The organism is Pedobacter sp. 01N310 (genome assembly GCF_056399805.1).
On sequence record NZ_JBFTSB010000001.1, the window covers coordinates 720,362 to 739,076 of the forward strand.

Consider the following 18,715-nt stretch of genomic DNA (forward strand, 5'->3'; position numbering starts at 1 on the left):
ATATTAAGTCCGAGGCACTAAGACTTGCGTTAGAACGGGTTAATCGAGATTTTGGATAAACTTACTGATGACCTAAATATAAATATTGTAGTTTTGCTATGCGCAGAAATATATCATTCATGTTTCCTTAACACCGATAATAAAAAATCTTAGTCAGAATAAGTGATTTACAAAGAATTTCCTCCAGACCAATTACTAACCAAATTTATAAAGAGCTATTGGTGGTTCGACAATTGCACTGCTGAAAAACTGGACTTTACAATTTTGCCGGATGGCTATTTTGACCTTATCGTTTCACTTGACAATTATGAGCAACAAGAAATTTCGCTGACAGGACTTTGGACAAAACAAGTGGATGTTTCTATTGAGCCAAACAGACAAGTATTTGGAGTGCGGTTCAAATTATTGGCAGCTGACTACATTTTAAGACAGAAAATATCAGCACTTTTAGATAGTGAACAATTAATGAATAGCATGTTTTGGCAATTAGACCAACTTTCATTTCATAATGTTGAAACAATCATCGAAAAATTGAATAAAACTATCCTTTCAACCACATCAAATCAAAAAGATATCGACATTAGAAGAGAGAATTTGTTCAATTTGCTGTATCAGACCAATGGCGGACTGTCAGTTGAAGAATATTCTCAACACGTATTTTGGAGCAGTAGACAAATCAATCGTTATTTCCAAGATAGATTTGGTATCCCTTTAAAATCATATTGCAAGATTTTGAAATGTTTCGCGTCTTTTTCATCCGTTAAAAAGGGTCATTTCTTTCCTGAACAAAATTATTTCGACCAATCACATTTCATTAAAGATTTGAAAGAATTTACGGGGAACAATCCAACAAAGCTGTTTGAAAACAAAAACGACCGATTTTTACAATTAGCCACGATGAAAGAACCGTAATTTTGTACTATTAAACAATTAAAGAAATACAAAATGAAATTTAGTAATATCAGGCTATTAGTGAACGACTTTGATAAATGCTTTACATTTTACAATGACGTTCTAGGTTTGGAATGCTCTTGGGGCGGTTTAGGTGACAATTATGCAAGTTTCAATATTGGATGCCCTTCCGGACTTGCTTTGTTTAAAGCTGACCTTATGAATCATGCTATAAATAAAGTAGTAAACAAAAATGAGTCTGAACAAGACAAAGCTGTAATTATTTTGCAGGTAGACAGTGTGGATCAAGTGTACGCTTCGCTTCGAAATAAGGAAGTGAATTTTTTAGGAGCGCCGAAATCGATGTCAGATTGGGGGACTAGAGTCGTGCACTTCAGAGACCCCGAAGGTAATTTAATTGAATTATATTCTGAATTGGAAAAAGTCGATAATTAATAATAGACGCACAGGGTTTTTCAAGACTTGCGCTCAATATCGTTAAGTTAAGCGTTTTAAATTATTTTTGTTGTGCCGAATGGCTTACCATATTGACATTAGACCTGTACTAGAATGGGATGGATGTTTCGATAAGCGAAAAAAGCCTGAAATCTTACGATTTCAGGCTTTGATTTTTCGGCGGAAAGCGAGGGATTCGAACCCCCGGACCTGTTACAGTCAACAGTTTTCAAGACTGCCGCATTCGACCACTCTGCCAGCTTTCCGGAGGCAAAAGTACGAACTCCGGTTAAATCTGCAAACTATGAATGCTTTTTTTTTATATAAACTTGATAATTACTTAACACAGAGGGAGAAAAAATTATTTCTTCTGGATATTTTCTTCAATTGGTTCCGATTTTTTGAACAAATTAAAGGTAGGGCGAATAATCTTCACACTTCTTTTGCTCACATCAACACTGGCATTTAGTTCAAAACCGATCAATAAAATCAAAGAATTGAGGTAAAGCCAGATCATGATTACGATTAATGTTCCGATAGAACCATACACTTTGTTATATGACGCAAAATGGTTAATGTAGAAAGAAAAACCCCAAATAGTGAGGAAAGCTAAAATGGTAGCCAACCAGGAACCTGCACTAAAGAAACGCCACTTTTTTGAATGTGCTGGCCCGTATCGATATAAGATCGATACCGTTAAAAAATATAAAATAGCCAATAGTGCCCATTGGGTAAACTGTACGGCAAAGGCCAGGAAACTACCCTTAATGTGGAGTTCGTTTGTGATCTTATTCAGTAAAACTTCTCCCAGAGTCATGGCGCTGATGCAGATGATGATGGAAAAACAAATAATCGTAGTTAATACCAGTGCAATTAAGCGTTGTTTTAACCAGCCCCTGGTTTCGATAATCAATGATGATTTATTAAAAGCCTTCATTAAATTTTTAACCCCATTTGTAGCAAAAAATATGGCTGATAAAAAACCGAACGATAGCAAACCCTTGTTCTGATTTTTGATAATATCTTTTAACGTAGTTTCAAAGGCATCAAAAGCATTGTGTGGCAGTACAAGCTGTATTAAGTTTAACAGCTGATCCTGGAAGCCTTTAATTGGAATAAAAGGAATTAACGTAAATAAGAAGATAATGCCTGGGAAGATAGCCAGCATGAAACTATAAGCTAATGATGATGATTTGTTTACCAAAGCATCTTTGCCAATTTCACGAAAGAAAAATGTAGCTACAGTATACAATGGAAGTGGGCTAAAACCAGGCAAAACACATCCCTTCGTCCATTCGATAAATCTAGAATAGAGTTTAAGATGTAATAATTGCCTATGTAACCATTCCATTGTATTTGTTAATTAAAAAACACCGATAGTTTTTGCATAAAATTTTCGGGTGGATTTGTAGGTTTGTTTTTCTTCATATCAACGAAAACCAATGTAGTTGTCCCAATGTTGATCAACTCTTCTTTTTCGTTATACAACTCGTACTCGAAAAAGATCCTGATGCCAGGTAAGGTTTTGATGATTGTTTTTACCGTAATTTCCTGATCGTATAGGGCAGGTTTAATATATTTGCATTTTAATTCCAAAACTGGCATCATAATTCCATCAGCTTCCATCGAGCTATAGCTCATGCCCAAACTACGCAACATTTCTACCCGGCCTACTTCGTAGTACTGTGCATAATTGCCGTAATACATATAACCCATTTGATCGGTTTCGCCATACCGAACCCTGATTTTTGTACTGTGGCTATACATTATTTAAAAATGTTTCTTTTGTTTAAAGCTTCACGATATTTCTTTGCATTGATTTCGTGCTGTGCTTTATTTTCAGCAAAGTTATGGTAGCCGGAAAAATCTTCTTTGGCACACATGTAAATGTAATTGTTGTTATCGCGGTTTAGTACAGCATCAATCGCATTAATACTTGGCATCATAATAGGGCCTGGAGGCAAACCAGCATATTTATACGTGTTGTAAAGCGATTGTACCTGTAATAATTTTCCGGTTACCCTTTTTACCGTAAAATCGTTGTTTGCAAAAATTACCGTTGGATCAGCCTGTAACAATATGCCTTTATTCAAACGGTTTAAATACAAACCTGCTATAATGGGCATTTCTTTGTCGTAAAGCGCCTCTGCATCAACAATTGAAGCTAAGGTGTATACCTGTACCGGAGTCAGGTTTAAACTTGCTGCTTTTTGCTTGCGGTCGGCTGTCCAGAATTTATCATATTCCTTGTGCATGCGCTCAAAGAAGTCAACCGGCGAAATATTCCAATACATTTCGTAAGTGTTCGGAATAAACATGGCATACACATTATCCTGGTTAAAACCGTATTTGCTAATCAGCGCCGTAGAATCTAAAACATTGATAAAGCTTAACGAATCGGCTTCCAGATTGCTGGCCAGATATGCAGCGAAGTTTTCTTTCTTGCGGATGTTATGGAATTTCAATTTAACCGGATCTTGATTTCCAGCTTTAATTAAGTTAATTAAACTGCGGTTGGTCATTCCTTTGGTTAAACGGTAACGTCCGGGTTTAACGCTTGTAGCTAAATTCATTTTTCCGGCAGCTGCAGTAAAAGAAGAGATACTTTTTACCAGATCTTTCTTTTTAATTTCTGCGATCAGATCATCGTAGCTGCTTCCGGTTTTGATATATAGATATTTTTGATTTTCGGTAACGTTGGGGGCAAAGTAAAGCCTGTAAATATTTAACGCAAAGTAACCAGCAATTAAAATAACAACAAGTGCAATCACTATTGCCACTTTTTTGCCTGTACTCATGTTCTTTTTTTCTACTTCAGTCATCTGTAAATATGATACGTGTTTATTGTTGTTTGTTAGATAGGGTAATGTTAATCTTTGTGCCTATAGCCACTTTGGTTAACGAATCAACCAGCATAGGATCTTGTTTAATAATAATGGCAGCAGCACTATCGGTAATAGGGCCATCGTAAATAATAGTGCCTAAACTCAGGTTCGAACCTCTTAGGCTAAATTTCGCTTCATCCATCGTTAATCCCATTAGTTGTGGAATATCTACTTCTTCGTTTCCACGTCCATCGCCCAATACCAGGTTAATCCTGGAGCCAACAGGCACAACCTGTCCTACTGCTATTGGCTGGCCGCCGAAAGAAGCTTCTAAAACCACATCGCGGCTTACATCTGGCTTATAGGTGGTATCGCCGAGTTTTAATCTAGAGCTCTCTATTATAGCCTGTGCTTCTCTTAAGGTCTTAAACGCTATATCAGGGAATTTTGTATTCGGTGTTTTACCTGCGTTAATGGTTAAGTAAATGGTACGGTTATCTTTTACAAAAGTATTGGGATCAGGATCCTGATCAATTACAATTCCTGCAGGTTGATCCATAATAAAAACAGAATCTACTTCATATTTTAATCCGGCATCTTCGAGTTTCTTAACTGCCTGCTCAAAAGATAAGCCTTTTACCATAGGTACATTTAGGCCCTGTCCGTGTTTGGTATAATATCTTAAACTAAAAAAAGCAACCAGTAGAAGCACAACAACAGTTATTATTGCAGCTAAAATATTGTTTCTAAACGATTTGGTTTTTAAATAATCTATAAATTTAGACATGAATCTTAATTTGGGTTATGCGTACAAGCTCAAATGTAACTATTTTAATGATTGATTGAATTATAGAATCCATTTCCTCATTCAATCATTCAATAAATTCTCTCCTTCAATATTACTAAAGCACAAAGATATTTATATTTTTGAGGATATATTTATATTCAATTTCTATTTATAAAAGGATTTTTAACATGAAGAAAACGATAGCATTGTTAACAGGCGGTACCACAGGCGAATGGGTTGTTTCGGTGAAAAGCGCAGCCACTATTGCCCAAAATATCGACCCCAATTTATACGATGTGTATAAGATTATGCTGAACGAAAAGGGCTGGTTTTATGAACCTGCTGATTCTGTTAAAATTGAAATTGATAAAAATGATTTTTCCTTAACGCTTGAAGGAAGAAAAATTAAGTTCGATGGCGTTTTTATTGCTATCCATGGTTCGCCTGGCGAGGATGGGAAATTACAAGGCTATTTTGATATGTTAGGTATCCCATACACGGCCTGTGATGCACTAACTTCATCAATTACGATGAATAAAGGTTACACCAAAGCGGTTGTAGAAGGCATTGATAACCTGTACACCGCAAAATCTGTTCAGATATTTAAAGGTGGCAACTATAATTTAAATCAAATTAAGCAAGATCTAAGATTGCCTTATTTTGTTAAACCAAATAGTGGTGGCAGTAGTATTGGCATGAGTAAGGTAAAACATGCTGATGATCTGGAAAGTGCTATAGAAAAGGCTTTTAAAGAGGATGGTCAGATTTTAATTGAGGAGTTTGTTAGTGGTAGAGAGTTTTCGATAGGCATTTTTGGCGCTGAAGGAAAAATTATTGTCTTGCCAACCACAGAAGTTATCCCGGTAAATGAATTTTTTGATTTCGAAGCCAAATATACGCCAGGCGCAACTGAAGAAATTACACCGGGCAGAATGAATGAAGAAGAGGTGAGTCGCGTACAGCAGGTGGTAAAGGATGTATATAAGAAACTAAATTGCAGGGGAGTGGTACGTGTTGATTATTTCCTGGAAGAAGGAACTGGTAAATTTTATTTTATCGAAATCAATACCATTCCCGGGCAAACAGCAACCAGTTTTATCCCACAACAGGTAGCGGCAATGGGTATTACACTGAAAGAGTTTTACACCCGTTTAATGAAAGAAACATTAGGGTAGTCTTCGTGAACTTTGTCATTCTGAATGCAATGAAGAATCTTTAAGATATTAGCATGCTTTTATGATCTATTGGCTTTGTTAGCGAGGTAATTTAGGTTAGGTGTTTCATTGGCTAGGGATTCTTCACTTCGTTCAGAATGACAAGTGACATATAATTATATCGAAAATAATCTTTAAGATCTTTTATAGACCTACTTAAGTACTTATTGGCCTAAATTATGATGAACTTCCAGAAACTGATTGATAAAGGTTTAAAACTCAAAAGCTATCCAAAAGATTCGGTTGTTTACGAGCCCGGTATGCAGCCGCGCTACGTGTATTTTATCAAATCAGGTGAGGTAAGAATGGTTACCGTTAGCGATGAAGGAAAGGAATTTATTCAAGGGGTTTTTAAAACAGGGCAATATTTTGGCGAACCTGCATTATTGATCGACAGGCCTTATTTAGCTTTTACCATCACCAATAAAGATTCGCACATTATTGCTGTAAATAAAGAAGATTTCTTTGATTTGATCAAAAACGAACCCGATTTTAGCATGCACCTGATCCGGACGCTAAGTCACCGCCTTTTTTATAAATCGATGATGCTGGAAGAACTGGCAAGCGAAAAAGCAGAGCATCGGTTGTTAACGATTATCAATTACCTTCTCGACGATATTGCTGTGGGTGAAAATTTAAAGGTAACGCGACAAGAATTAGCCGATATGACTGGTTTAAGGGTAGAAACAGTGATTCGTGGCACTAAAATACTAGCCGAAAGAGGCCTGATCAAAACCATTAAAGGGAAAATAGTAAAGGTTTAGCATTTTATTTGGAACCAATAAACAAATGACCAGTGAACAAATGACTAATGAACTAACAAACCATCCCTCAAACATGACGTAGATCATAAATTAGTTTTTAATTTTAGCCTTACCTTTGTGGTATCAAATTAGAAGATTATGGCTGAGTTATCTAAATTTCAAGCATTTTTACAGTGTAAATGCCCGCGCTGCCGCAAAGGAGATATCTTTACCGGAAGTGCTTATTCTTTCAGATTACAAAAAACAAATATTACCTGTCCGCATTGCAATTTAAAATTTGAACGTGAACCTGGATTTTTCTACGTAGCGATGTTTGTAAGTTATGCCATGAATGTTGCAGAAATTATTACCATTGGAGTAGCATCGTATGTTTTAGGCTTGCCTTTAATTTATGAAAACCTGTGGTATTATGTAAGTTTAATCTTAACGGGTGTTTTATTGTTATCTCCAATTAATTACCGCTATTCGAGAGTTATTTTGCTTCATTACCTTACACCAGGATTGCACTATGTTCCCGGAAGTGGGGATTAGTGCTAAAAAACTAATCCAAAAAGGTCTTCCAGCGGGTAGAGGTCTAAAAAGCAAGCGGTAAAATTAAAGAAAAAGTGAATAAAAACACCATACCACAATGTTTTAGTTCTAATTCTGAGCCAACCAAGAAATAAAGCAAAAGGCAGCAACCAGAATACCGAAATCAGGCTGAAATGAATGATGAAAAATAAAATAGAGGAAATATAAATAGCTTCTTTTTCGTCAACCACACTTAATAACTTCTGCATTAAATAGCCTCTGTAAGCCAATTCTTCGAATATAGCAGGGTAGAGGGCAATAGAAGCAAACATTAACCAGGTACCATATTTATGAAATGCGAATATGGAATAATACTCCATTTCCTTTTTAAAAACAAGTTCGTTTAAATGGTCAACCACAAATGTGACCATAATGGAAGCCAAAATAGTAGCAGTTATTAAGCCCGTTAATTTCCATATAGAAAAACCTGGCCATTTTAGTATATTTTTATTTTCCGACCAGCTATTAAAAAAGAACAAAGTGGCAGCGATACCCATTATACCATCGATACAAAAAAACGTAGTTAAAGAATGTTCTTCTATGAGCAATGAAGTTGCACAGCACAATATCTCTATCATAAAGAACAGGCCGATTTGTTGTATGTTTGGCCACTTCTTACTGTGAATTACAACTTCCTTATAATTTTGGGCGCTACCGCAATGGCTACAGAATTTATGGCCTACAGGAACTTCATTTTAGCAATGATCACATAAATTATCCGAAATTTGCAGCTCCTCCAAGTTAATCGATATTAAGCTCTTTTTTTATTTTATCAGCTTCAAGAACTGCCCGAATACCTTTAATTAGATAAATGATGATCGCAACTTTAAAAATAATGCCCTTAAAAATACTAGTTGGGTCGGCAATAAGGTTTAAGATTTGAATGATTACATAAAGTGATAGGCCTGAAACCATGGCCGTAATAGGTTTGGTTTTGCCTAAAACACCAAAAGCCACAAATGCTCCTACAAGGATTACATTCATAATTAATAATGTAAACTGATCTTCCGGTGCTGCAGTAAAGAAAATGAAAACAGCTGATACGGCATTGATACCAGCAATCCAATACAGCGAATTACAGGCACTTTCTAYCGATCTATTCAAATCGCTAAGATCTATCTCCTTAACGGTTCTGTTCGCAATGTGATGGTCTTTTTCTTCTTTGGTTCCTTGAAAAGGGAAGCCGCAATTGTTGCAATAGGTATCTGAAGGAACAAATGGTCTGTAGCAGCTACTACATAAGCTTTCGCTTTGGTTTTCCATAATATGAGCGTTAATATTTTGTGTAAATATAGAATTGAAAAAAAACAATCCAAAAAAAACGAGGAAATATTTCCCCGTTTTGTCGTAATTTCTAAAAAAACTACTTCTTCATCGGGTGCTGAACATATTCAGATAGTCTCACAACCTTTCCATTTTTCAATTTAATATCGTTAAATAAAGCCACTGTATCGGTTTTTCCATCTTTTGTCGAAGACACCTGGTTGTACCACAGGCTTACCCATTCTTCACTTTTATCTTTGTTCACAACCGATTCCATGTCTTGCATGTCGATTTTAAAACTCTTCATTTTGTCGAATTCGCCTTGTAATTCTTTCAAGAGCTGAGATTTTGTCCCCTTAAATTTGTAACCATCCAGGTCTAAGGCCACACTGTCGGCAAGCACCTTGCTCATACTGGCTGTATCTAAACTTTCGAATGTTTTAATAAGGGTCATTGCGGTTACCGCATTTTTTGTATCGGGGTTCATTTCCCAGTTTTGCACCTGTTTAATGGTATAGGGGTACTTGGTACTATCTGCTGCTACTGCCATATCAGTAGTTTTAGCTTCCTTATTTTCACATGCTGCAAAAAGTAAGGTAGCCATAATCAGGGATGATAATTTTTTCATGATAATTAGTTTATTGGTTTGATTAAATATAACTAATTACTTGAATATTAATGGAATGTATACAGTTTTTGTTCCCTGAGTTTACATACCTGAAATAGGAACAACTAAATAATACAGCTAACAAAATGTAAAGCCAGCTCAAAGTATTGGATGCTAAAAATGATTTTAACAATTTGTAGAATAATGCAAAAACGAATAAAAATATCACAAACGAATAGGGTTTAAAGATTATTCATTTTGTTAGCGCATTAATTTAAAGCTGTGCTTATCGTCCTCGTTTGTAACGAGGATGGAGGGGAAGGGCGATTTTATCGCCTTTAAACTGTTCATTTTGCATTACAAATGCGGATCTCAACAGTCCTCGTTGCAAACGAGGGCCGTTTTATGTTTCTGTACAGTCAAAGATTTCTCCTCCGAAAGAGTTCCTTTGGAACACTACGGTCGAAATGACGATTGAAATTAATTATTTATTTATTGTACTGGTAATACCATCTACCAAAGCCTTTACTTTTATTTCGGAAGTGAGTTCGTATCGATATTCATCCTCAATACTGCCCATTTTGGTTTCCGTATTTCTGAATCCCATTTTACTTGGCACAAATTCCTTTGCTGAAGCATGAAATTGCCTGGCACCCGTTTGATTAATAAGGTTTTTGATATTGTTTTCATTTATACCTGCACCAGGCATGATGGTAATCCGGCCATTGGCCTTTTTTACAAGCTGTGCTAGTTTTTCTGCTCCCAGAATCGCAGAAGAAGCACCTCCAGAGGTAAGTACCCTTTTTATGTTGAGTGCGATTAAATCTTCCAATGCCTGATTCATATCGTTGCTCATATCAAATGCCCTGTGGAAAGCCACCTCCATAGGTTTAGCCAGTTCAATTAATTCAGCACACCTTTCTTTATCGATAGTGCCATCTGCTTTAAGTATTCCGGTAACTATACCTTCACAATTTAATGATTTGCAGATTTTTATATCTTCTTTCATTAACTCAAATTCGATTTCGGAATATAGAAAATCGCCTCCACGCGGACGGATAATTGGCCAAACTTCGATGGATAGGTTTTTCTTAGACAGGGCAATTTGAGCATAACTTGGTGTTGTACCACCTTCTGCCAGGTTATCACAAAGCTCCACTCTTTTTGCTCCACCATTTTGCGCAGCCAATGCCGATTGATAGGAATTAGCACATACTTCTAAGCAACCAATTGCCACTTCATTCATTATATAGATTTATTAATTTAAATTATTCCTGTGGCCCTGCTGGCCCTAAAACTACCCATCCCTTTGGCGATTTGTAGGTGTTAAGTAACTGCACTGATTTTCCGCCATCCGGATACCAGCATACCTCTGTAATTACCCAATGGGTTTCGTCAACTTTTTTACGTTCCGGAAAAGCATTTTGGATAGTGGAAAAATCAGGAAAACCATGTTCTTCTATATTGTTGATGAAAGATAGTTTAAGCACTTCGGCAGTTTCGTTGATGATATCCTGATCAATCTCCATTTTCATCACAGAAAGTAAGGATTTAGCTTCTTCAAAAAAATCCTTACAGGCTATGGCAGCATCAATATCTTTATTGTTGTAGGCTTTTTCAATCGCCAGAATTGCACCTTCCGGTGTTTCGAGATTGGCTTTGAAATGATCAACGCCCTCATCAATATATAAACCTATGCTGTTGTCAAATGCTGCTTTCTCTTTTTCTGCAACGCCATCCCTAATGGCCCGTATGGTATAACCGCCAATTAATCTGCCGTTTTCAATAATCATCCAATCAGAGATTAAATCGCGCTTTATGCCGATTTTTTGATTAAATTTTACAGAACGAATATTTACCGGTTCGTTTCCAACGGTACCAAATAAGTTTCCTTCATCGTCAAAATGTGGGTCTGTTAACCAAATATGTTCGCCTTCATCACCATCGGTAATGAGTACTTTAATAGAAAAATAATTTTGGTAAGGTTGTTTGTTTTTTAAACTTTCTTCGAAATACCAAAGGGTTAAATTGGCTTTTTCGATCGCCCATTTCATGCGTTCATCTTCGCTCGGCACATAAACCATATCTGGCTCACCCTCTCGCTCGGCAACATTTTTCTTTCCGAAAATTTTGGATAATAATCCCATTTACCGTTTCATTTTTGTTAATCGTTTGGGAAAATTCAACATATTAATAATAGCTTTTGCCTTTGATTAAAAGATCTTGTTTTTCTGCATTGCAAACGGCATAGCTAAAACCTTTCTGGATGGCATAGGCACCATACTCGCCTTTTTTGTTGATAGCTAAAAATCCTACCTGTATGTTTTTGGCAGTTTCGGGTTTCTTTTTAATGATACGCATTACCGCTTCTTTACAGGCGGCTTCGGGAGTATAACCCTGACGCATTAATTCTACCACCAAAAATGATCCAACGTTTCTTACCACCTCTTCACCTACACCTGTTGAAGTTGCACCGCCAACTTCATTGTCTACGTAAAGGCCAGCGCCTATAATCGGGCTATCACCAATTCTTCCATGTAATTTATAGGCCATGCCACTGGTTGTACAGGCACCAGAAATGTTTCCTTTAGCATCAATTGCGAGCATGCCAATGGTATCGTGATTATATTGGTTTCCAGGAAGTTTTTGCGGCGCAGCTTTCTGGTAGAGCTTATTTTCGATGTTCATTACAGGCGCATATTTCGCCGTTTTTAACCATTCTTTCCAAGCTTTTTCGCTGGCAGGAGTAAGTAAGTTTTCTTTTTTAAAACCCTGTTCTAACGCAAACTGCAAAGCACCATCGCCAGCCAACATTACGTGCGGCGTTTTTTCCATCACTTTACGCGCAACCGAGATAGGATGTTTAATATGTTCGAGTGCTAAAACGGCGCCACAGTTACCGAGTTCATCCATAATACAGGCATCGAGGGTAACGTGTCCATCGCGATCTGGCAAACCACCATATCCAACAGATTGGTTGTTCTCATCAGCCTCGGGTACCCAAACGCCTTGCTCTACAGCATCTAAGGCACGTCCACCGGTTGATAAGACCTTCCATGCATCAGCATTAGCCGCAATTCCAAAGTCCCAGGTCGAAATTACAATCGGGAAATTTTCTGCTTTTGTTTCTTCATGCGGAATTACATTAGCGATACTACTTTTATCAATAGCCAGCAATCCAGCCGATAGGGCAGATGCTTTTATAAATTTGCGGCGGTTAAACATGTGTGTGGTTATTGTTTGTGGTGTTATTAATTTAACTAATGGTAAACCGATCTGCATCCTTTAAAAATGGAAATTGTCTTCTGATTTTGACCAATTCTTCGTAATTAATACTGAATGTATATAAATCTTCGTCTTCCGGTTTATAATAAACGGTATTACCGTAAGGATCTAAGCACATGGATAATCCACTGTGGTAAATCTGATTTCCATCATGCCCAACGCGGTTTACAGCAATAACATAACTTTGGTTTTCTATTGCCCTGGCCGGAATTAATGCTTTCCAATGTGCCGATCGTTTATCAGGCCAGTTGGCAACTAAGAGTAAGATATCGTATTCCTGATCTACATTGCGTAACCAAACCGGAAAACGCAAATCGTAACAAATGGCTAATCTGATTTTCCATCCTTTAAGTTCGACAATAAGTTTTTCTTTACCCGGACTAAAGTGGTGATCTTCATCACCCATGCCAAACAAATGGCGTTTATCGTAATGCTGGTTTTTACCATCTGGCTCCATCCAGATTAAACGGTTAAAATATTGATTGTTTTCTTTTATGATGATGCTTCCCGTAACTACGCAGTTGTACTGATGTGCCATTTTTTGCATCCACTGCATCGTTTTTCCACCCATTTCTTCGGCTAAGGCTTCAGAGTTCATGCTAAAACCTGTGTTAAACATTTCGGGTAAAATAATAATATCGGTTTTCTCCCTTACACCCATCGATAATCTAAGTGCCAGATTCAAAAGGTTTTTCTCAATGTTTTCCCAAAAAAGATAGGCCTGAAAGACAGTTACTTTCAGATTTTCTATTTGAGTGTACACAGGTGTTTCCATTGTATATAGGTTTAGTCTGGTTAAACGTTTTTTAATTTCTCTGCCGCTAAGGCAAGTGTAGCATTTTCTTTAGCAAAGCAAAACCTGATAATTTTATGATCGGTTGCTTTTTGGTAAAATGCAGAAACCGGAATGGTGGCCACGCCAAATTCCTTGATCAGCCTCATACTAAAATCAGTGTCTTTTTCATCGCTGATACTGCTGTAGCTTGCGCATTGAAAATACGAACCGTTGCAAGGTAAAAGCTTAAAACGGCTTTCAGCCAAAAGACTTCTGAAATAATCTCTTTTTTGTTGAAAGAATGTGCCTATTTCAGTATAATTTTTTGGTTCTTTAATATAATCGGCAATAGCCTGCTGCATGGGACTATTAACGCTGAAAACATTAAATTGGTGTACCTTCCTAAATTCTTTGGTTAGTTTCTCTGGTGCCAAACAGTAACCCAGTTTCCAGCCAGTAGCATGTAAGAGCTTACCAAAGGAGGCTACAATAAAACTTCTTTGCTTTAATTCAGGGTAAAGCATTACACTTTGGTGTTTTTGTTCATCGTAAATTAGATGTTCATAAACTTCGTCGCTCAAGATTAAAATATCGGTTCCTGTAATCAGTTTAATAAGCGATTTCATATCATCTGACGATAAAATACTACCCGTTGGGTTTTGTGGCGTATTTAAGATGATCATTGTGGTTTTGGCCGTAAACAATTTCTTAACCATATCCCAGTCAATTGCATAACTCGGCGGGGCAAGCTCGTAGGTTTTAACCAGGCCTCCTAAAAGTTTAATGGTAGGTGCGTAACTATCATAGGCTGGCTCGAAAATGATAACTTCATCACCTGCATTGATAATGGCGGCCAATGCTGTAAAAATAGCTTGCGTTCCACCTGCTGTAACCGTAATTTCTGTTTCAGGATTATATTTTATGTTATATAATTTTTCAACTTTCTCAGCAATGGTTTCTTTTAAAAAACCAGAACCAGGCATCGGAGCATATTGATTATAACCATCTTGCATGGCTTTATTTACCAATTCAACTAGTTTTGGATCGCAGGCGTAGTCAGGAAATCCCTGAGAAAGATTAATGGCATTGTGTTCTGCGGCAAGTTTACTCATCACCGAAAAAATGGTGGTACTTACGCCAGGAAGTTTAGATTGTATATTAAGCATCTTATAAGCGAAAATAGGAAAAAAAAGCTTAAAGCGTAAAAACCCATGCCAAAAGCCCCGCTACTTGATCGTGCGATTGCAATTCTGCATAAAGAGAAAATTTTAAGAATCATTAAACCCTCGTGTTAAATTAACGTCAATAACCAGCGTATTAAACAGGCGGTTGTCAATGAATTTTAGTTCGGAATTTTTGTATTATTTCAAATATATTTTCGCTTATTTAAAATTATTCCAGATAAACCCCTTTCTTTGCATTTTAAAATCTCAATTATTCATTAAATATGAAGTTTAAACACTTAACCGCTGCCTTTTTACTGGTAATAAGTGCATCTGCATTTGTTAGCCCGAAAAAAGCTTTAAGAACATTTGTTTCCAACTACGAAAATGTATTGGGCACATCCTTAGAATTAAAATTTAAAACAACCAATCAGGCCGATGCAGATGTAGCCGAAGCGCGTGCATTAAACGAAATAGATAGGTTAGATGATATTTTAAGTGCTTATAAAGCTGACAGCGAGTTTAGTAAATGGATGAGCAATGGTAAACAAACCACCAAAGTTTCGGCAGATTTGTTTGAAGTTTTAAAGCAATTTGAGCATTATAAAGTATTAACCAATGGCGCACTTGATGCATCAGCTAAAGTAATAGGTGATGTTTGGAAAAAAGCAGCGGCCGAAGATCGTTTACCATCTGCTGAAGCATTAGCGCATGCAGTTACTTTGGTTAAACAAAAACACTACATTTTAAACGAACAGGATAAAACGGTTACCCGTTTGGATGATGCACCATTGGCATTAAATTCTTTTGCAAAAAGTTATATCATTAATAAAGCTGCTGAGAAAGCGCTTCAAAGCCAGGGAATTGAAAACGTGGTTGTGAATATTGGTGGCGATATGGTAATTAAAGGAAATCAGCCCGAAGCTATCGAAATAGCAAACCCTAAAGCTGATGCCGAGAACGATGCCGCACTAACAACAGTCAAAGTGTCGAATATGGCCGTGGCAACCAGTGGTAATTACCGCAGGGGTTTTAATGTAAATGGAAAATGGTATTCGCATATTGTTGATCCACGTACTGGAAAACCTGCTTCGGAAATAATTAGTGCAACGGTTATTGGCCCAGATGCTAGTGAAGCAGGTGCTTTGGCTACTTCTTTTAATGTACTTTCTATTGCCGAGATCGAGGCATTGACTGCGACTAGAAATGACATCGCCTACTTGTTAATCACTAAAGATGGCAAAGAAATTAAAAGCAAAGAATGGGCTAATTACGAGCTTGCTTTAAATAAGCCAGCTCCTGTTTTAGAAAAAGCAAACAAAGCGGATAAACTTTGGAATACTAAATATGAATTAGTGGTAAACTTAGAAATTGCCAACATCGAATCTACAGATGGTAAACGTGTCCGTCGTCCGTTTGTGGCAGTATGGATTGAGGATGCAGCTAAAAGCCCAGTGCGTAATCTGGCTATTTGGTATAACAAACCACGTTGGTTGCCAGATTTAAAATCGTGGAGCCGTGCCAATGGCGATGAGTTTAAAAAAGGAGCGGAAGGAAAACTAAGCTCAACAAGTTCTGCAACACGTGGCCCAGGTAAATATAGCTTATCATGGGATGGAAAAGACGATAGCGGGAAGTTGGTAAAAGCAGGTAATTACACCGTTTTTATTGAAGTAGCCCGCGAACATGGAACTTATCAGGTAATTGCTCAAGAAATGAAATTTACCAGCTCAGCAAAAAGAATAGAATTAACGCCAAATACAGAACTAACATCAGCATCTCTTGACTACAGAAAAATCGGAACCGCAAAAAAATAAGATAACGGTTGCACCTAGCGGCCTGGGCAAAAAGCAGGTTAAAAAAGATAATGGAAAAGGTAAGGGTAAAAAGCGTTTAGCCGGTTTATCACGCTGGTTGCACATTTATTTATCGATGGTGAGTTTTACGATTCTACTATTCTTTGCTGTATCGGGCTTAACCTTAAATCATGCAGATTGGTTTACTTCTGGTAAGGAAGTGGTTACTAAAGATTCTGGATCAGTAAGTTTAAAATGGGTAAACCAACCAGATACCAATAAGATCAATAAGTTACAAATTGTTGAATTTTTTAGGGGTAAACATGAGGTTAAAGGCGCATTGAGCGATTTTAGGATAGATGACAGGGAACTGAGCTTAACCTTTAACGGACCAGGTTACCTGGCCGATTCCTTTATTGATCGTGAAACCGGAAAATACGAATTAACCACAACCAGATTTGGTGTTGTTGCTGTGATTAACGATTTGCATAAAGGAAGAGATTCTGGTAAGGCCTGGTCGTGGATTATCGATATTTCGGCAGTGCTGATGACGTTGGTATCTATTTCAGGAATTATCTTAATCTGTTTTATTAAAAAGAAACGATTAAGCGGCTTCATCATCGCAGCAGTGGGTACGATTGTTTGCTATTTGATTTACAAGTTATTTGTACCATAGTTTTAATTCCAACACACGGAGAGACTGTATCATATTTGTGATTCCATTCGAACTTGTCACGCTGAGCTTATCGAAACGCTTTGCGTGGCATTTAAACAAGTCCTTCGACAGGCTATTGTTGATAGATTCCGTAGATAAATCGTCATTGCGAGGCACGAAGCAATCTTAAAGCGCTCGCTACTAGCGATAGTTGTAAGATTGCTTTGTCGGCTGAAAAGGCCTCCTCGCAATGACGATTCCTCGCCGACACATAGCACTAAAAACCTCTTGGTGTCTTTGTGGTAAAATATTAATGCGCTGCAACAGCAGCATCAGGCGATGCCTCCACTTCAGTGGTGATAAACCTTCTACCGATTAACAAACAGCCTAAAGCAATAAACGCAGCTGCTGTCATTACCAAAGGCATAGGCACAACCGAGTGTTCGCTAAATAAACTTACCATTACCGAGGCCAGTGCGCCTAATCCCATTTGTAAGGCACCCATTAGGGCCGATGCACTACCCGCATTTTTGGTAAACGGAGCGAGTGACAAGGCAGCCGCATTTGGGTTAATTAAACCTAAGCAGGCCAAAAATAAGGCGATAAAGCCTATGGTAGAATATAAATTTAACCAGTTATTTAAGGCGAAAACCAAAAAGATTAAACTGAAAATACATTGTGCAATAAGTGCATAGGTTACAATATTTTTGCTGGTAAACCATTTTAGTATCAAGCTGTTCACTTGACTCGATCCAATAAATGATACAGAAAGCAGTGCGAAGATCCAGCCGTAGCCTGTTTTACTTACCTCATATATTTTCATAAATACCTGAGGCGACGAAGATACATAGGCGAATAATCCCGAAAAGGTAATCGAACTGATTAGCGCATAGGTGTAAAATTGAGGCTCTTTTAAAACGGTAAAGAAATTGTTTAAAATAGGTTTTGGTTTTAAAGAGTAATTCGGATCAGGTTTATAACTCTCCGGTAGCTTGAAAATTGAAGCCAGGAGCATTAAAACGGCCATCAATCCTAAAAATACAAACACATATTTCCAGCCCAGGGCCGAAATTAAGTAGCCCCCTGCAGTTGGGGCAAGCATAGGCGAAACCGCGATCACCAGCATTAAGGAAGCAAATACTTTCGGGCTTTCTTCTACCGAAAACAGATCCCGTACCATGGCAACAGAGGCTACAGCTGTGGCACAACTTCCAATGGCCTGCACAAAACGTAAAACAATTAGTTGATTAACATCAGTTACAGCCAAACAAAGAAAAGAGGCAAGGATATAAAGTGCTAAACCAAAATATAACGGTTTCTTTCTCCCAAATTTATCTAATAGCGGACCATACAATAACTGGCCGGCAGAAATCCCGATAAAAAAGCTTGATAATGATAGGGCTACAGTTGATTCATTACTTCTTAAATCCTTTGCAATATCAACAAAACCAGGTAGGTACATATCAATAGAGAAGGGGCCAAGAGCTGCCAATGAACCTAAAATGAGTATGAGATAGAAGTGTTGTTTTTTAGCCATGAAGATTACCAGATTTTGTTAGCGCAAAGATTGGGAGATTTAATTTGCTAACCTATTTTTACCGTCGAACGATTGTAAAAATCATATTTTATTATTGAACGATTAAAGCGAGTGGCTGCGTAATCTT

At 37.4% G+C, this 18,715-nt stretch carries 20 protein-coding genes and 1 tRNA gene; 7 read left to right on the plus strand and 14 right to left on the minus strand.

The window, feature by feature from the left end:
* Positions 1-162: 162 nt before the first annotated feature.
* Positions 163-912 (plus strand): DUF6597 domain-containing transcriptional factor, encoded by a 750-nt coding sequence (locus tag AC1DNH_RS02650; protein WP_477611442.1) that lies wholly within the window; start codon positions 163-165, stop codon positions 910-912.
* A gap of 33 nt (positions 913-945) precedes the next feature.
* A complete protein-coding gene (locus tag AC1DNH_RS02655) occupies positions 946-1,347 on the plus strand; it encodes a VOC family protein (RefSeq protein ID WP_477585844.1) in 402 nt (133 codons plus the stop codon).
* A gap of 181 nt (positions 1,348-1,528) precedes the next feature.
* On the opposite strand, the gene AC1DNH_RS02660 is transcribed toward AC1DNH_RS02655, so the two are convergent.
* The 5 genes from AC1DNH_RS02660 to AC1DNH_RS02680 form a co-directional block, all read right to left on the minus strand.
* Positions 1,529-1,613 (minus strand) — tRNA-Ser (locus AC1DNH_RS02660).
* A 95-nt stretch (positions 1,614-1,708) separates the two neighbouring features.
* Entirely contained in the window at positions 1,709-2,698 is a 990-nt protein-coding gene (locus tag AC1DNH_RS02665; protein ID WP_307529608.1) for a YihY/virulence factor BrkB family protein, read from the minus strand.
* An 8-nt stretch (positions 2,699-2,706) separates the two neighbouring features.
* Complete coding sequence (locus AC1DNH_RS02670) at positions 2,707-3,114, minus strand: acyl-CoA thioesterase (RefSeq protein ID WP_477583564.1); 408 nt, start codon at positions 3,112-3,114, stop codon at positions 2,707-2,709.
* Complete coding sequence (gene mltG, locus AC1DNH_RS02675; protein WP_230149768.1) at positions 3,114-4,169, minus strand: endolytic transglycosylase MltG; 1,056 nt, start codon at positions 4,167-4,169, stop codon at positions 3,114-3,116. Before mltG ends, AC1DNH_RS02670 begins: the two co-directional genes overlap by 1 nt.
* Before the next feature lie 19 nt (positions 4,170-4,188).
* Entirely contained in the window at positions 4,189-4,959 is a 771-nt protein-coding gene (locus AC1DNH_RS02680; protein ID WP_230140703.1) for a PASTA domain-containing protein, read from the minus strand.
* Positions 4,960-5,147: 188 nt separating this feature from the next.
* Here AC1DNH_RS02680 and AC1DNH_RS02685 point away from each other — a divergent pair, with 188 nt between their 5' ends.
* From AC1DNH_RS02685 to AC1DNH_RS02695, 3 genes are all read left to right on the plus strand, one after another.
* Positions 5,148-6,134: a D-alanine--D-alanine ligase gene (locus tag AC1DNH_RS02685; RefSeq protein ID WP_477583560.1), complete on the plus strand. Its 987-nt coding sequence runs from the start codon at positions 5,148-5,150 to the stop codon at positions 6,132-6,134.
* Between the two features lie 218 nt (positions 6,135-6,352).
* Positions 6,353-6,937, plus strand: coding sequence for a Crp/Fnr family transcriptional regulator (locus AC1DNH_RS02690; RefSeq protein ID WP_477583558.1), 585 nt, complete (start codon positions 6,353-6,355; stop codon positions 6,935-6,937).
* 138 nt (positions 6,938-7,075) lie between these two features.
* The gene (locus AC1DNH_RS02695; RefSeq protein ID WP_215127369.1) at positions 7,076-7,468 is read left to right on the plus strand and encodes a DUF983 domain-containing protein; all 393 of its coding nucleotides are present in this window, start codon (positions 7,076-7,078) and stop codon (positions 7,466-7,468) included.
* A gap of 2 nt (positions 7,469-7,470) precedes the next feature.
* Here the strand turns inward: AC1DNH_RS02695 and AC1DNH_RS02700 are convergent, their stop codons facing one another.
* The 8 genes from AC1DNH_RS02700 to AC1DNH_RS02735 form a co-directional block, all read right to left on the minus strand.
* Positions 7,471-8,085: a lysostaphin resistance A-like protein gene (locus AC1DNH_RS02700; RefSeq protein WP_477583556.1), complete on the minus strand. Its 615-nt coding sequence runs from the start codon at positions 8,083-8,085 to the stop codon at positions 7,471-7,473.
* Between the two features lie 163 nt (positions 8,086-8,248).
* On the minus strand, positions 8,249-8,770 hold the full coding sequence (locus tag AC1DNH_RS02705) for a hypothetical protein (RefSeq protein WP_477625140.1): 522 nt from the start codon (positions 8,768-8,770) through the stop codon (positions 8,249-8,251).
* A gap of 100 nt (positions 8,771-8,870) precedes the next feature.
* Entirely contained in the window at positions 8,871-9,398 is a 528-nt protein-coding gene (locus tag AC1DNH_RS02710) for a nuclear transport factor 2-like protein (protein ID WP_477611591.1), read from the minus strand.
* 463 nt (positions 9,399-9,861) lie between these two features.
* Positions 9,862-10,623 carry a copper homeostasis protein CutC gene (locus AC1DNH_RS02715; protein WP_477583551.1) on the minus strand — a complete coding sequence of 254 codons (762 nt, stop codon included), beginning with the start codon at positions 10,621-10,623 and terminating at the stop codon, positions 9,862-9,864.
* 22 nt (positions 10,624-10,645) lie between these two features.
* The gene (locus tag AC1DNH_RS02720; protein ID WP_477609999.1) at positions 10,646-11,524 is read right to left on the minus strand and encodes a YegJ family protein; all 879 of its coding nucleotides are present in this window, start codon (positions 11,522-11,524) and stop codon (positions 10,646-10,648) included.
* Positions 11,525-11,567: 43 nt separating this feature from the next.
* Positions 11,568-12,602, minus strand: coding sequence for a glycosylasparaginase (locus tag AC1DNH_RS02725; RefSeq protein WP_477580510.1), 1,035 nt, complete (start codon positions 12,600-12,602; stop codon positions 11,568-11,570).
* Positions 12,603-12,633: 31 nt separating this feature from the next.
* The gene (locus tag AC1DNH_RS02730; protein ID WP_477580506.1) at positions 12,634-13,437 is read right to left on the minus strand and encodes an amidohydrolase; all 804 of its coding nucleotides are present in this window, start codon (positions 13,435-13,437) and stop codon (positions 12,634-12,636) included.
* A 20-nt stretch (positions 13,438-13,457) separates the two neighbouring features.
* Positions 13,458-14,603, minus strand: a complete 1,146-nt coding sequence (locus AC1DNH_RS02735; protein ID WP_477580504.1) for a methionine aminotransferase — start codon at positions 14,601-14,603, stop codon at positions 13,458-13,460.
* Positions 14,604-14,884: 281 nt separating this feature from the next.
* Here AC1DNH_RS02735 and AC1DNH_RS02740 point away from each other — a divergent pair, with 281 nt between their 5' ends.
* Complete coding sequence (locus AC1DNH_RS02740) at positions 14,885-16,417, plus strand: DUF2271 domain-containing protein (RefSeq protein WP_477625141.1); 1,533 nt, start codon at positions 14,885-14,887, stop codon at positions 16,415-16,417.
* Positions 16,383-17,072, plus strand: a complete 690-nt coding sequence (locus AC1DNH_RS02745; protein ID WP_477580500.1) for a PepSY-associated TM helix domain-containing protein — start codon at positions 16,383-16,385, stop codon at positions 17,070-17,072. The genes AC1DNH_RS02740 and AC1DNH_RS02745 overlap by 35 nt, the downstream gene beginning before the upstream one ends.
* 289 nt (positions 17,073-17,361) lie before the next feature.
* Here the strand turns inward: AC1DNH_RS02745 and AC1DNH_RS02750 are convergent, their stop codons facing one another.
* Positions 17,362-18,588, minus strand: coding sequence for a multidrug effflux MFS transporter (locus AC1DNH_RS02750; protein WP_477610003.1), 1,227 nt, complete (start codon positions 18,586-18,588; stop codon positions 17,362-17,364).
* Positions 18,589-18,715: the final 127 nt, after the last annotated feature.